This is a genomic window from Cellulomonas sp. P4_A2, assembly GCF_056402515.1.
The window spans coordinates 192,997-205,758 of the sequence record NZ_JBFUHG010000001.1 but is presented as its reverse complement, the minus strand read 5'-3'; the positions used below and the strand labels follow the sequence as shown (position 1 = coordinate 205,758).

The following is a 12,762-nucleotide window of genomic DNA, read 5'->3' as shown; positions in this document are numbered from 1 at the left end:
CGATCGCGAGGTCGACGGTGTGCGGGGCGTGCTGGTCGGTCGTCACAGCAGGGACCGCCTCGGCGTCACCGCGTACCCCGCCTCGACGACGGCCTCGGCGATGTCGTCGGGGGCGAGCGGGCTGTCGGAGGTGACGGACACGGTCGACGAGCCGCCGACCGTCAGCTGGATGACGACGTCGTGGACGCCGGGGAGGGCGGACAGCTCGGAGGTGACCGCGGAGACGCAGTGGCCGCAGGTCATGCCGTCGACGCCGAAGGTGGTGGTGGACATGGTGGTCTCCTCGGGCTCAGGAACGGACGAGACGCGCGATGGCGTCGGAGGCCTCGCGGACCTTGGCCGCGCCCTCCTCGGGGGACTGGCGGGCGGCGTCGACGACGCAGTGCGCGAGGTGGTCCTCGACCAGGCCGATCGAGACGGCCTGGAGCGCCTTGGTCACCGCGGCGATCTGGGTGAGCACGTCGATGCAGTAGACGTCCTCGTCGACCATCCGGGCGATGCCGCGGACCTGCCCCTCGACGCGTCGCAGGCGCTTGAGGTAGTCGTCCTTGGCGTCGGTGTAACCGGGCGGGTGAGGCTGCATCGTGGTCTCCAGAGGGTGAAGGTTGCTCGTCGGCTGCAACCAGCATACCCCTAGGGGGTATTCCCGCCGTCGGGAACCGGCACAATCGTCGGCATGCGGGTATCGGCGAAGGCGGACTATGCGGTGCGTGCGTGCGCCGAGCTGGCGGCGTCCCCGCAGGGCGACCCGGTGCGCGCCGACGACCTGGCCGTCGGGCAGCAGCTGCCGGTCGCGTTCCTCGAGCGGATCCTCGGCGACCTGCGCCGCGGTGACGTGGTCGCCTCGGTCCGCGGGCGCTCGGGCGGCTACCGCCTGGCGCGCCCCGCCGACCAGATCACGCTCGCCGACATCATCCGGGCCGTCGACGGCCCGCTGGTCACCGTCCGCGACGAGCGCCCGACCGCCCTGGAGTACGCCGGATCGGCCCAGGCCCTGCTCGAGGTCTGGGTCGCACTGCGCGTCAGCGTCCGCGACGTCCTCGACCGGGTGACGCTCGCCGGCCTGGTCTCGGGCGAGCTCCCGCCCGAGGTCCACGAGCAGGCCGCCCGCGCCGACGCCTGGGTCAACCCGTAGCGATCAAGCCCGGCCCGACGCGGTTCGTCAGGAGCAGGAGCCCCCGCGCACGTCGTCGCGACCCTGCCTGTGTCGACCTAGCCGCATCTGGGACACGAGTAAACGCGTGGGGCGTCTCGGGTGCCTCAGGAGCCGCCACCCGTCACAAGTGCGGCTAGGTCCGCACGGGACGGGGTCGCGACGGCGACCGCCTGGACACGACGAAGCCCGCGCCGGTGTGGCGCGGGCCCGGTCGAAGCGTCCTTACGGCTGTGTCGCGGTTGCGGCGGCGTGCACGGCCGCCGGGAGGGCGCTGACGATGTGGTCGACCGCGGAGTCGTCGTGCGCGGCCGAGACGAACCAGGCCTCGAACGGCGAGGGCGGTGCGTAGACGCCGGAGTCCAGCAGCGAGTGGAAGAACGGCGCGTACCGCCACGACTCGGTGGCCAGCACGGAGGCGTAGTCGCGGGCACCGTGGCGGGCGGCGTCGGCGCCGAAGAACGTGCTGAACAGGTTGCCGGCCCACTGGATCGTGTGCGGCAGGCCCTCGTGGGCCATCGCGGCGTTGAGCTCGGCGCGCAGCTGCGCGGAGACGGCGTCGACGCGCTCGTACACGGACTGGTCGGCGGCACGCAGCGTGGCCAGGCCGGCGGCGGTGGCCACCGGGTTCCCCGAGAGCGTGCCCGCCTGGTAGACGGGGCCGACGGGGGCCAGCTGGGACATGACGTCGCGGCGACCACCGAGCGCGGCGACGGGCAGGCCGCCGCCGATGACCTTGCCGAACGTGTACAGGTCGGCGGACCAGCCCTCGCGGAGGCCCTCGAGCCCCCACCAGCCGGAGTACCCGACCCGGAAGCCGGTGAGCACCTCGTCCTGGATGAGCAGCGCGCCGTGCTCGAGGGTCAGGCGGCGCAGGGCCGCGTTGAACCCGGGCAGAGGCGGGACGACGCCCATGTTGGCGGGTGCCGCCTCCATGATCACGGCGGCGATCCGCGGACCGTGCATGGTGAACGCGGTCTCGACGGCCTCGACGGAGTTGTAGGGCAGCACGATCGTCTCGGCGGCGACCGCGGCGGAGACCCCCGCGGAGTCGGGCAGGCCGAGGGTGGCGACGCCCGAGCCGGCGGAGGCCAGCAGCGCGTCGACGTGCCCGTGGTAGTTGCCGGCGAACTTGATCACGACGTCGCGGCCGGTGAAGGCGCGCGCCAGACGCAGCGCGGTCATGGTCGCCTCGGTGCCGGTGGACACCAGGCGGACCTTCTCGGCCGGCGGCACGCGGAAGCGGATCTCGTCGACGAGCTCGACCTCGGTGACTGTCGGGGCGCCGAAGCTCAGACCGCGGGCGGCCGCCTCCTGCACGGCCTCGACGACGGCGGGGTGCGCGTGGCCCAGGAGCGCTGGGCCCCACGAGCCGACGAGGTCCACGTACTCGTTGCCGTCGACGTCGGTGACGTAGGCGCCGCGGGCGGACGCGAGGAACCGGGGCGTGCCGCCGACGTTGCCGAACGCTCGCACGGGCGAGTTCACCCCTCCGGGGATGACGGCCTGCGCGCGCTCGAAGGCGGCAGCGCTCGTCGTCAGGTCCGAGGTGGTGGCGTGGACACTCATCAGATCTCCTCTGCCAGCCATCCGGCCAGCTCAGTCGCAGAGTACGTAAGCACGTTGTCGGCACCTGCGCGGCGGATGCTGAGCACAGACTCAAGGATCGCCCGTCTGCGCTCGATCCACCCCCGTTCGGCCGCAGCCTCGATCATCGCGTACTCCCCCGACACCTGGTAGGCCGCGACGGGAACGGTGCTCGTCGCGGCGACGTCGGCGAGGATGTCGAGGTACGCGAGCGCGGGCTTGACCATGACGACGTCGGCCCCCTCGGCGATGTCGATGGCCACCTCACGGACGGCTTCGCGACGATTCGCGGGGTCCATCTGGTAGGTCCGCCGATCCCCGTCGAGCTGGGACTCCACGGCGTCACGGAAAGGTCCGTAGAAGGCGGAGGCGTACTTGGCGGCGTACGCGAGGACCGCCACGTCGGAACGGCCCGCGGCGTCCAGCGCGTCCCGGACGTACCCGACCTGGCCGTCCATCATCCCGGACAGGCCGACCATGTGAGCGCCTGCCGACGCCTGGGCCAGGGCCATCTCGGCGTACCGGACGAGGGTCGCGTCGTTGTCGACGACGCCCGAAGGGGTGAGGACCCCGCAGTGGCCGTGGTCGGTGAACTCGTCGAGGCAGAGGTCGGCCTGCACGACGAGCGCGTCGCCCACCTCGGCGACCGTGTCGGCGATCGCGACGTTGAGGATCCCGGTCTCCGACGTGGCTTGCGAGCCGACGGCGTCGCGCTCGAGAGGGATGGCGAAGAGCATCACGCCGCCGAGGCCCGCGCCTGCGGCCTCGGCGACCGCCTTGCGCAGCGAGTCGCGCGAGTGCTGGACCACGCCCGGCATCGACGCGATCGGGCGCGGCTCGGTGAGTCCCTCCTTGACGAACACGGGCAGGACGAGCTGCGAGGCGTGCAGGCGCGTCTCCGCCGTCAGCCTCCGCATGGCCGGCGTCGAGCGCAGACGGCGGGGGCGGATGCGTCGGTTCACTCAGTCCTCCTCGGGGCTGGGGATCGGTTCGGGCATCGCGGTGTTCGCGGCCTTGGCCAGCGCGTCGACGAGGCCGGTCATGGTCTGCTCGGTGGCGACGCCCGCGAGCGGGAGTCCCAGGCGGGCGGCCTCGGCGGCGGTCGTCGGGCCGATGCCGACCAGCAGGGTGCTCGTCGGCGGCGGGCCGAGCTGGGTGTTGAGCTCGCGGACCGTGCTGGCCGAGGTGAGGAGGGCACCGCGGATCGTCCCGTCCACCCACGCCTCGCGGATCTCGGCGCTGGGTGCCTCGGCGGAGACCGTGCGGTACGCGACGACGTCGTCCACCTGCCAGCCGCGGGCACGCAGGCCGTCGGCGAGCGTCGGTGCGGCGAGGTCGCCGCGGGGGAACAGGACCCGGTTCCTGGCGCCGGGCGCAGGGAACTGTGCGACCAGCGCGCTCGCGGTCGACTCGCCGCGCGGGACCAGGTCGACGTGGACGCCGGCCTCCCGCAGCGCCCGGGCGGTGCCCGGTCCGACGGCGGCGACGTGCGTGTACGCAGGGGTCAGCCCACGCTCGACGAGGATCGGCACGGCGGCGGCGCTGGTCACCACGAGCCACTCGTACCAACCCGCCTCGAGCGCGAGCAGGGTGTCGTCCAGCGGCTGGGTGTCCTCGGGCGGCACCGTCTCGATGAGCGGCACGACGACGGCCTCGGCGCCTGCGGCGGCGAGCGCGACGACGGCCGGGCTGCGCCCCGCGGTGGGACGGGGGACCAGCACGCGCCAGCCGGTGAGCGGCAGGGTGGTCATCGCAGGCCCGCCAGGTCCGCGGCGCCGTGCTCGAGGAGCTCGTCGGCGAGGGCGCTCCCGAGTGCCCGCGCGTCGTCCTCGGTCTCGGCCTGCGCGGACAGCCCGCGCTTGAGCGTCGCCGTGCCGTCGGGGCGCGCGACGACAGCATCGAGGCGAATCGTCGAGCCCTGGAGCGACGCCCAGGCGCCGATCGGTGCCGCGCAGCCCGCCTCCAGCCGGGCGAGCAGGGCGCGCTCGGCCGTCACCGCGAACCGGGTGGGCCGGTGGTCCAGCGCACGCAGGGCGTCCGCGAGCGGACCGTCGACGTCCGCCCGGACCTCGATGGCCAGCGCGCCCTGCCCGGGTGCCGGTGCCATGACGTCCGGGCCGAACGCCTCGGTCACGGCGTCGAGGCGTCCCAGACGCGCGAGGCCGGCACGCGCCAGGACCACCGCGTCGAGGTCGGTCGTGATGCGGCCCAGGCGGGTGTCGACGTTCCCGCGGATGTCGACGACGTCGAGGTCGGGCCGGGCGGCGAGCAGCTGGGCCCGGCGCCTCGGCGAGCCGGTGCCCACGCGAGCGCCCAGGGGCAGGTCGGCAAGCTTGAGGCCGTCGCGGGCGCAGAGGGCGTCGGCGGGGTCCTCGCGCACCGGGATCGCGCCGATGACCAGACCCTCGGCGTCGCCCGTCGGCAGGTCCTTGAGCGAGTGGACCGCGACGTCGCAGCGGCCGTCGAGCAGGGCGTCGCGCAGGGCGGTCACGAACACGCCCGTGCCGCCGAGGCTCGATAGGGAGCCCTTGAGGCGGTCGCCGTCGGTGCGGATGTGGACGGTCGAGAGGGTCAGGTCGCCGGCGGCGGCGAGCGCGTCGACCACGTGACCTGTCTGCGTCGTCGCGAGCGCGCTGGCACGCGTCCCGACGAGCACCTGCTGAGGCATGTCGTCCAGTCTCTCTCTCTACCTGCGCCGCGCGAAACGCCAGGCGACCGGGGCGGCCACCAGGACCACGCCGACCACGACGAGCCCGAACGCCCACCTCGTGCTGCTGGGGTCGAACAGCTCGGTCGTGACGCCGGGCTCCTGCGTCCAGTGGCACGTCAGCCCGGCCGGCAGGAAGTGCCGCGTGACGGTCACCGGACCGAGGTCGGTGCCCGGTGCGACGTCCCGCGCGGTGGTGCACTGCTGGACCGCGTCCCACGGCCCGAGCAGGGGCAACACGTACGCGACCAGGCCCATGAGCACGAACAGCAGACCGAACGCGACCGTCAGGGCGGGCAGCAGGCAGCCGACCACCCGGCTCGGTCGGGCGGGCGCGGTCTGCGGGGTCATTGCCGACGACGCTAGCGGGTGCCGTGGGAATTCGTCGCGACCCGGTCCTGACAAACTGTCAGCATATTCCCGTGAGGGCACCCTAAGAATGTGAGCGACGTCATTCTGTGAGTTTTGACGACGAGTCGTCAGAAAGTGATTTGCGGCGTCATTTGTGTGACGCGCCTCGCATTAGCGGACGGCGCGCGCGGTGGCCTGCGCGTCGGGCACCACGGACGCGAGGCCGTTGCCCGCGACCCAGGCCCCGCAGACCGCCAGACCGGGCAGCTCGGCCACGGCCGCGCGCACCTGCGCCACGGCCGCCCGGTGCGCCGCGCTCGGCCGTGGCAGCGCCTGCGACCACTGCACGGTGGCGTGCCCGCGGACCTGCTCCTCGGTGAGCGGGACGCCGAGCAGGACGCTCGCGTCGGCGAGCGCGGTACGGACCGTCGGCTCGGGGGCGTCCTCGCCGGCCCGGCCGTAGGAGAGCCGGACGACGTGCCGTCCGGGGCCGGCTGCGCGCGCGAGCCAGGCCCACTTGGCGGTGGCATGCGTGAGCGCCTTGGCCGTGACGTCGGCGGAGCCGGGCGGCACCAGGACGCCCGTGCCGCGGGGGGCGTCGTCGAGCGCGGGCGCCTCGAGCACGAGCGTGACCAGCGTGACCTCGGCGCCGGGGTCGGTCGTGATCCCGGTGAGCCCGAGCAGCGCGGGCGCCTGGGGAGTCGCCACGACCAGCCGAGGGGCGCTCTCGGTGCTCACGTGCCAGGCGTCGTCGGACCGCTGCACGTCGCTCACCGGCGAGCTCGTGCGGATCTCGCCGCCGCTGCGCCGCAGGTCGGCGACGAGCGCGTCAACGAGGCGGTGCATCCCGCCCTCGATCCCCTGCGCGGCCGCCCCGGCCGGCGTGCTCGCGCGCATCGTGCGCACGGCGCGCGCCAGGGACCCGCGGTCGCGCGCCGCGGACAGGCCGGGCGCGACCGCGTCCACGGCGAGGTCGTCGGGGTCGGCCGCGTGGACTCCGCCGACGATCGGTCGCACGAGCCGGTCCACGACGCGGCTGCCCATGCGTCGCCTGACCAGAGCGCCGAGCGTGGGCGGGTCGTCGGACCGCGGCAGGACAAGGTCGAGCGAGGCCCGCGCGGCGCCCACGAGGCCGAGGGTCTGCCGGACGTCCCGCGCCCACGGGTGGCCCGGGATGCCGAGCAGGCCGGTGCGCGGCAGGGGGCCGTCGCCGGACGGCAGGTGCACCCAGGAGCCGACGCGTTCGGGCGAGACGACCGGGAGGCCGAGCTCGCTCAGCAGCGGCGCGACGACGCCCTGGCGGGTCGCGAACGACTCCGCCCCGGCGTCGAGGCGCAGGCCGTCGACCGTGTGCCCGCGGACGGCCCCGCCGGGCTCGGGTGCGGCCTCGAGCACCAGCACCCGGTGCCCCTCCAGGGCGAGCGACCGGGCAGCGACGAGGCCGGCGACCCCGCCGCCGACGACGATCGCGTCCCAGGTGCTCATCGAGGGTTCAGAGCCCGTGGACCAGCTCGACCACGCGCGTCAGCACGGTCGGGTCGGTGTCCGGCGGGACCCCGTGGCCGAGGTTCACCACGTGCCCGGGCGCGACCTCGCCGCGGGCCACGACGTCGCGGACGTGCGCCTCCAGCACGGGCCACGGAGCGGCGAGCAGGGCCGGGTCGATGTTGCCCTGCAGCGGCGTCGTGCCGCCCAGGCGACGGTTCGCCTCGTCCAGGTGCAGGCGGTAGTCGACGCCGATGACGTCCGCACCGACGTCGCGCATCGCGCCCAGCAGCTCGCTCGTGCCGGTGCCGAAGTGGACCTTCTTCACGCCCAGGTCGGCGATGTGGCTCAGGGCCCGCGACGAGGCGGGAGCGACGTGCGCCGTGTAGTCGGACAGGCCCAGAGACCCCGCCCAGGAGTCGAACAGCTGCGCGGCGCTGGCCCCGGCCATCACCTGCGCGCGCAGGAAGGCGCCCGTGACGTCGGCGGCCCAGTCGGTCAGCTCGGCCCAGGTGACCGGGTCGGAGTGCATGAGCGTGCGAGCGGCCAGGTGGTCGCGCGACGGACCGCCCTCGACGAGGTACGCGGCCAGCGTGAAGGGCGCGCCGGCGAACCCGATGAGCGGGGTGCCGCCGAGCGCGTCGACCGTGAGCGCGACGCCCTCGGAGACGGGCGCCAAGGCCTCGGGGGTGAGCGGCCCGAGGTCTCTGAGACGAGCGACGTCGTCCTTGGACCGCACGGCCGACCCCATGACCGGGCCGACGCCCGGCTTGATCTCCACGTCGACGCCCGCGAGCTTGAGCGGGACCACGATGTCGGAGAAGAAGATCGCCGCGTCGACGTTGTGCCGGCGGACCGGCTGCAGGGTGATCTCGCTCGCCAGCGACGGGGTCAGGCACGCGTCGAGCATCGCCGTGCCCTCGCGCGCCGCCCGGTACTCCGGCAGCGACCGCCCGGCCTGTCGCATGAACCACACCGGCCGTCGGGAAGGGCGCTCGCCGGAATATGCACGGACCAGCGAAGAATGCGCCGTGCGGCCGTCGACGAGGGGGTGCGAGGAAGGAAGGTTCACGTCTGCGATTGTGCCGGACAAATGAACAGATGATTGAATCGGGCACGTGGTGCTGCTGTCCCTCGCCGCCAGTCACCACGACCTCGACCTCGATGTGCTGGAACGTCTCTCGTCGGACGTCCAGGCCGTCGCGTCCGAGCTCGTGCACTCCGCTGCGTCCGTGTCCGGTGCCGTCGTCCTGGCGACGTGCAACCGGTTCGAGCTGTACCTGGAGGTCGACGACGCGCAGGACACCCCGCAGGCCCGTGCCGCCGCCGCCGCGACCGTCGCCCAGCGTTCGGGCTACACGGAGGACCAGGTGGTCTCCCACCTGCGGGTTCTCACCGGGACCGTGGCCGCCGAGCACCTGTTCGCCGTCGCGAGCGGGCTCGACTCGATGGTCGTCGGCGAGCGCGAGATCGCGGGCCAGGTCCGCCGGGCGCTGACCACGGCACGCCGCGAGGGGACCACCACGAGCGGTCTGGAGTCCCTGTTCCAGGCGGCCTCGCGCGTCTCGCGGGACGTCGAGGCGCGCACCGGCCTGGGTGCCACCGGGCGCTCCGTGGTGGGCGTCGCGCTCGACATCGCCGAGTCCGAGCTGCCCGACTGGTCCGCGGTCCGCGTCGTGCTCATCGGCACCGGCTCCTACGCGGGCGCCTCCCTCGCGCAGCTCAAGGCCCGCGGCTGCACCGACATCCGCGTGTTCTCGACCACAGGTCGCGCCCGCGCGTTCGCCGCCGCACGCGGGGTCCGGTCCCTGCCCTCCGGCGCCGACCTGGCCGCCGAGGTCTCCGACGTCGACCTGGTCGTCGCGTGCAGCGGGGCCGCGGGTGCCGTCCTCGGGGTCGATGCGCTCGCGGCGGCCCGCCTGCAGGGCGCGCGCCCTCTGACGGTGGTGGACCTCGCCCTGCGGCACGACGTGGACCCCGGCGTCCGGTCGCTGCCCGGCGTGCGCCTGGTCAGCCTGCACACCGTCGCCGAGTACGCGCCCGCCGAGCACTCCGCCGTCGGTGCCGCGCACGAGGTGGTCACCGCCGCGGCCGACGCCTACGAGGCCGAGCGCCGCGTCCGCGAGTGGAACCCGGCCGTGGTCGCGGAACGCACCCGCGTGCTCGGCGGCCTCGAGAGCGGGCTCGTGGACCTCTCCGACGAGCGTGCGGTCCGGGCCCTGCGTCGCCGCACCCGCGCGACCCTGCACGGCCCGACCGTCCGCGCCCGCGAGGCCGCCCGCGCCGGTGACGCCGCCACCTACGCGCAGGCGCTCGCCGAGCTGGCCTCGATCCCGGTCCCGTCGCTCACCGACGCGGTCTGAGCGCACGACCCGACCGACGGACGTCCGCACCACCCACGGATCACCGTGCACCACCCTGCGTGAGCCGCCTCGACCCTCCGTCGGCGATGGACGCCCCTCCACCGCTGGGAGGACCCGGAGCAGCCCACGCGGCTGATCCCGTGCCGCGATGTGCCTCCTAGGCTGCTCGTGTGTCCACTGCCGCCGAGATCCGGGTGACCCCCGTCCCCGAGGAGCTGCTGCACCCGCAGCTCCAGGCGTGGTCGCGGACCTGGCGGTACCTGCTGGCCGTGTTCGGTGGGCTGGTCGCGTGGGCGCTGACGTCGGCCGAGCAGCTGAGCTCGGTGCCGAGCGCCGCCGAGCAGGACATCATCGGGATCTGGCTCGTGGCCGACCTGCTCCTGGGCGCGGTGTCGGTCGCGCTGCTCCCGCTGCGGCGCAAGCGCCCGTTCCTCGTCGCGTGCGTGACCATCGCCTGCACCGCCTTCTCGACGGCGAGCGTCGGTGCAGCGACCCTGGCCGTCGTCTCGATGGCCACGTGGCGGCGCCGCAACTGGGTGATCGTGACGGCGATCGCGTGGTTCGCCTCGGGAATCCTCTCCCTGTTCGTCTTCACCGCCCGCGGTGTGGCCCCGACGGACGACAACCTCTACGCGCAGCTGGCGAACCAGCTGCTCAGCCTCGTCTTCTTCGGCCTGGCGATCGTCACCGGCTTCTACGTCCGGGCCCGGCGCGAGCTCGTCGCGTCCCTGAACGAGCGCCTGCTCACGGCTGAGCGCGAGCAGGCCCTGACGACAGAGGCTGCGCGCGACGCCGAGCGGACCCGCATCGCCCGCGAGATGCACGACGTGCTCGCTCACCGGATCTCCCTCGTCGCGATGCACGCCGGCGCGCTGGCCTACCGCGAGGACCTGACCCGCGACCAGACCGCCGAGACCGCCGCGACGATCCAGGCCAACGCGCAGCTGGCCCTGGCCGAGCTGCGGCAGGTGCTCGGCGTCCTACGGGCCGGACAGGTGGCCGACGGGGTCGAGGCTCCCCAGCCCACGCTCGCCGAGCTGCCCGCGCTGATGGCCGACGTGCGCGAGGCGGGCTCGCAAGTGGGGCTCGACGTGCTCGGCCTGCGCGAGCGCGACCTCGCCAGCATCCCCGTGACCCTGTCGCGCACCACGTTCCGCATCGTCCAGGAGGCGCTGACGAACGCCCGCAAGCACGCGCCCGGCCAGCCGGTGTCGCTGCGGCTGGCCGGCGAACCCGGAGCGTTCCTCGAGGTCGAGGTGCGCAACCGGGTCGGGGTCGCGGTGGTCGGCGGCGGCCCAGCGGGTGTCGGGCTGACGGGCATGACCGAACGGGCCGAGCTGGCCGGCGGAGCACTGGCGTACGGAGGACAGCCCGATGGGTCGTTCCTGGTGAGAGCGAGGTTGCCGTGGAGTCCGTGACACCGAGCCCGTCACCCATTCGGGTCCTGCTCGTCGACGACGACCGCCTGGTGCTCGCCGGCCTGCGGATGATCCTCGGCGGCGCCCCCGACCTGGAGATCGTCGGCGAGGCGGCCGACGGGCAGGCGGGGATCGAGCTCGTCGCCAAGGAGCGGCCGGACGTGGTCCTCATGGACATCCGGATGCCGCGGATGGACGGCCTGCAGGCCACCCGGGCGCTGCGCGGGTCGGGAACCCGCGTCATCGTGCTGACCACCTTCGACACCGACGAGATGGTGCTCACCGCGCTGCAGAACGGCGCGTCGGGGTTCCTGCTCAAGGACACGCCGCCCGTCGAGCTGATCGCCGCGGTCCGTCGCGTCGCGGCCGGTGACCCGATGCTCTCGCCGAGCGTCACGTCCCAGCTGATCGCCGCCGTCACCAAGCCGCAGGACGACGAGCGCCGACGAGCCGCGCGCTCCGCGATGGCGCGGCTGACCGACCGCGAGCGCGAGGTGGCGGTCGCCGTGAGCGAGGGCAAGACGAACTCCGAGATCGCGCGCGACCTCTACATGGGTGTCGCGACCGTCAAGACGCACGTCGGCAGCCTGTTCACCAAGCTGCGCGTGACGAACCGCGTCCAGGTGGCCCGCTTCGTCCACGACGCACAGGGTGCCGGGCCAGAACGGGGGGGAGGGYCTGGCCCGGCACGCGCCCGTCGGAGCCTCGACATCGTCGTCGGGACCCCAGATCGGGGTGTTGCAAGGGTTAGCTGGAGCGGACGACCTGCTGCTGCGCGGCAGGCCCGGGGGCCCACGTGTGCGGCACGACCTGGTTGGTCTGGATGTCCGTCAGCTCCGCAGCGTAGACGATTCCTTCGTACACGCCAGCCTCGACGCGGTTGAGCTGCAGGCGCTCCGCGCGCTCGATGTCGTCGCCCAGGTGCGAGATCCGTGCGACGACGTAGCGCTGCGCGTCCTGCCACTGGTCGACCACGCGAACGTGCAGGCCGTTCCACCGGGCGGTGAGGTCCAGCTCGAACAGCTCGCTGACCTCGTCGCGAGCGACGCGACGGAACCAGCGTCCGGACGGCGACTGGTGGAACCCGGTCTCGGCGAGCGGAGGGTTGGCCAGGGCGAGGACGACGGTGTGGCCGTTGTCGACGACGTCGGCCTCGAGGTAGGCGCCGTGCCACTTCGCTACGGGGCCGACGCAGCGCGAGAGCGATGCCAGCGACGGGCGCGGTGCGCCCAGCTGCGTCACGGTCCAGCCGGCGCCGACGTCGCCGTAGCGGGCCAGGAGCGTGGACGTGCCGTTGTCGTAGATGCGGACGAGCTCGGCGCCCGGGGGGATGCGCGAGTGGCGCAGCCACCACAGCGGAAGGATGTAGCCCGGGACGTCGCGGTACTGGAGCTGCGGGGAGCTCTCGAAGCGCAGGACGTCGATGGACCGGTCGTAAGGGCTGAACGGTGAGCCCTCGTAGCCGAGGCCGTGGACCTCGAACAGCTGTGCCGGAGTGGTCGCGAACGCGACGTCCTCGGCGCGCACGACATACCCCGCCAGGCGATCGTGGCCCGCTGTGAGGTGCGCGCGGGTCAGCGCTGGCGTGATCGCCTTCTGCATGAGCGTCACGATGGGCATCCTTGCCATGAGGGGATGAACAGGATGAATCGAGGGGATGAACCGGATGAAAAGGACGGCTCGGTGCACGATTGTGCA

At 73.7% G+C, this 12,762-nt stretch carries 13 protein-coding genes and 1 pseudogene; 4 read left to right on the top strand and 10 right to left on the bottom strand.

The window, feature by feature from the left end; all coding sequences use genetic code 11:
* Positions 1 to 42: 42 nt before the first annotated feature.
* Positions 43 to 273, bottom strand: coding sequence for a heavy-metal-associated domain-containing protein (locus tag AC1DUE_RS01105; RefSeq protein WP_477037534.1), 231 nt, complete (start codon positions 271 to 273; stop codon positions 43 to 45).
* 16 nt (positions 274 to 289) lie between these two features.
* A complete protein-coding gene (locus AC1DUE_RS01100; RefSeq protein WP_477037533.1) occupies positions 290 to 583 on the bottom strand; it encodes a metal-sensitive transcriptional regulator in 294 nt (97 codons plus the stop codon).
* 93 nt (positions 584 to 676) lie between these two features.
* Here AC1DUE_RS01100 and AC1DUE_RS01095 point away from each other — a divergent pair, with 93 nt between their 5' ends.
* Positions 677 to 1,135 carry an RrF2 family transcriptional regulator gene (locus AC1DUE_RS01095; protein ID WP_477037532.1) on the top strand — a complete coding sequence of 153 codons (459 nt, stop codon included), beginning with the start codon at positions 677 to 679 and terminating at the stop codon, positions 1,133 to 1,135.
* A gap of 243 nt (positions 1,136 to 1,378) precedes the next feature.
* Here AC1DUE_RS01095 and hemL read toward each other — a convergent pair whose 3' ends face one another.
* From hemL to hemE, 7 genes are all read right to left on the bottom strand, one after another.
* Positions 1,379 to 2,722 (bottom strand): glutamate-1-semialdehyde 2,1-aminomutase, encoded by a 1,344-nt coding sequence (gene hemL / locus AC1DUE_RS01090; protein WP_477037531.1) that lies wholly within the window; start codon positions 2,720 to 2,722, stop codon positions 1,379 to 1,381.
* Positions 2,722 to 3,657 (bottom strand): porphobilinogen synthase, encoded by a 936-nt coding sequence (hemB, locus tag AC1DUE_RS01085; protein ID WP_477037861.1) that lies wholly within the window; start codon positions 3,655 to 3,657, stop codon positions 2,722 to 2,724. Before hemB ends, hemL begins: the two co-directional genes overlap by 1 nt.
* 45 nt (positions 3,658 to 3,702) lie before the next feature.
* Complete coding sequence (locus tag AC1DUE_RS01080; protein ID WP_477037530.1) at positions 3,703 to 4,491, bottom strand: uroporphyrinogen-III synthase; 789 nt, start codon at positions 4,489 to 4,491, stop codon at positions 3,703 to 3,705.
* Positions 4,488 to 5,408, bottom strand: coding sequence for a hydroxymethylbilane synthase (hemC, locus tag AC1DUE_RS01075; protein ID WP_477037529.1), 921 nt, complete (start codon positions 5,406 to 5,408; stop codon positions 4,488 to 4,490). Before hemC ends, AC1DUE_RS01080 begins: the two co-directional genes overlap by 4 nt.
* A gap of 18 nt (positions 5,409 to 5,426) precedes the next feature.
* Positions 5,427 to 5,798 carry a hypothetical protein gene (locus AC1DUE_RS01070; RefSeq protein WP_477037528.1) on the bottom strand — a complete coding sequence of 124 codons (372 nt, stop codon included), beginning with the start codon at positions 5,796 to 5,798 and terminating at the stop codon, positions 5,427 to 5,429.
* Positions 5,799 to 5,969: 171 nt separating this feature from the next.
* Positions 5,970 to 7,283 (bottom strand): protoporphyrinogen/coproporphyrinogen oxidase, encoded by a 1,314-nt coding sequence (locus tag AC1DUE_RS01065; protein ID WP_477037527.1) that lies wholly within the window; start codon positions 7,281 to 7,283, stop codon positions 5,970 to 5,972.
* A 7-nt stretch (positions 7,284 to 7,290) separates the two neighbouring features.
* Positions 7,291 to 8,355, bottom strand: coding sequence for a uroporphyrinogen decarboxylase (gene hemE, locus AC1DUE_RS01060; RefSeq protein ID WP_477037526.1), 1,065 nt, complete (start codon positions 8,353 to 8,355; stop codon positions 7,291 to 7,293).
* Positions 8,356 to 8,401: 46 nt separating this feature from the next.
* Between hemE and AC1DUE_RS01055 the strand changes: the two genes are divergently transcribed.
* The 3 genes and pseudogenes from AC1DUE_RS01055 to AC1DUE_RS01045 form a co-directional block, all read left to right on the top strand.
* A complete protein-coding gene (locus AC1DUE_RS01055; protein WP_477037525.1) occupies positions 8,402 to 9,646 on the top strand; it encodes a glutamyl-tRNA reductase in 1,245 nt (414 codons plus the stop codon).
* Between the two features lie 170 nt (positions 9,647 to 9,816).
* The gene (locus tag AC1DUE_RS01050) at positions 9,817 to 11,064 is read left to right on the top strand and encodes a sensor histidine kinase (RefSeq protein WP_477037524.1); all 1,248 of its coding nucleotides are present in this window, start codon (positions 9,817 to 9,819) and stop codon (positions 11,062 to 11,064) included.
* A pseudogene (locus tag AC1DUE_RS01045) lies at positions 11,052 to 11,687 on the top strand (response regulator transcription factor); the annotation flags it as partial. The gene AC1DUE_RS01050 and the pseudogene AC1DUE_RS01045, both read left to right, overlap by 13 nt.
* Before the next feature lie 124 nt (positions 11,688 to 11,811).
* Here the strand turns inward: AC1DUE_RS01045 and AC1DUE_RS01040 are convergent.
* Positions 11,812 to 12,666 carry a hypothetical protein gene (locus tag AC1DUE_RS01040; protein ID WP_477037860.1) on the bottom strand — a complete coding sequence of 285 codons (855 nt, stop codon included), beginning with the start codon at positions 12,664 to 12,666 and terminating at the stop codon, positions 11,812 to 11,814.
* Positions 12,667 to 12,762: the final 96 nt, after the last annotated feature.

What these genes read in the sequence shown, in the direction of transcription:
- AC1DUE_RS01105 (WP_477037534.1), bottom strand. Translation starts at nt 273, where the DNA reads ATGTCCACCACCACCTTCGGCGTCGACGGCATGACCTGCGGCCACTGC.
- AC1DUE_RS01095 (WP_477037532.1), top strand. Translation starts at nt 677, where the DNA reads ATGCGGGTATCGGCGAAGGCGGACTATGCGGTGCGTGCGTGCGCCGAG.
- AC1DUE_RS01080 (WP_477037530.1), bottom strand. Translation starts at nt 4,491, where the DNA reads ATGACCACCCTGCCGCTCACCGGCTGGCGCGTGCTGGTCCCCCGTCCC.
- AC1DUE_RS01040 (WP_477037860.1), bottom strand. Translation starts at nt 12,666, where the DNA reads ATGCAGAAGGCGATCACGCCAGCGCTGACCCGCGCGCACCTCACAGCG.
- hemC (WP_477037529.1), bottom strand. Translation starts at nt 5,408, where the DNA reads ATGCCTCAGCAGGTGCTCGTCGGGACGCGTGCCAGCGCGCTCGCGACG.
- AC1DUE_RS01065 (WP_477037527.1), bottom strand. Translation starts at nt 7,283, where the DNA reads ATGAGCACCTGGGACGCGATCGTCGTCGGCGGCGGGGTCGCCGGCCTC.
- hemB (WP_477037861.1), bottom strand. Translation starts at nt 3,657, where the DNA reads ATGCGGAGGCTGACGGCGGAGACGCGCCTGCACGCCTCGCAGCTCGTC.
- hemL (WP_477037531.1), bottom strand. Translation starts at nt 2,722, where the DNA reads ATGAGTGTCCACGCCACCACCTCGGACCTGACGACGAGCGCTGCCGCC.
- AC1DUE_RS01070 (WP_477037528.1), bottom strand. Translation starts at nt 5,798, where the DNA reads ATGACCCCGCAGACCGCGCCCGCCCGACCGAGCCGGGTGGTCGGCTGC.
- AC1DUE_RS01100 (WP_477037533.1), bottom strand. Translation starts at nt 583, where the DNA reads ATGCAGCCTCACCCGCCCGGTTACACCGACGCCAAGGACGACTACCTC.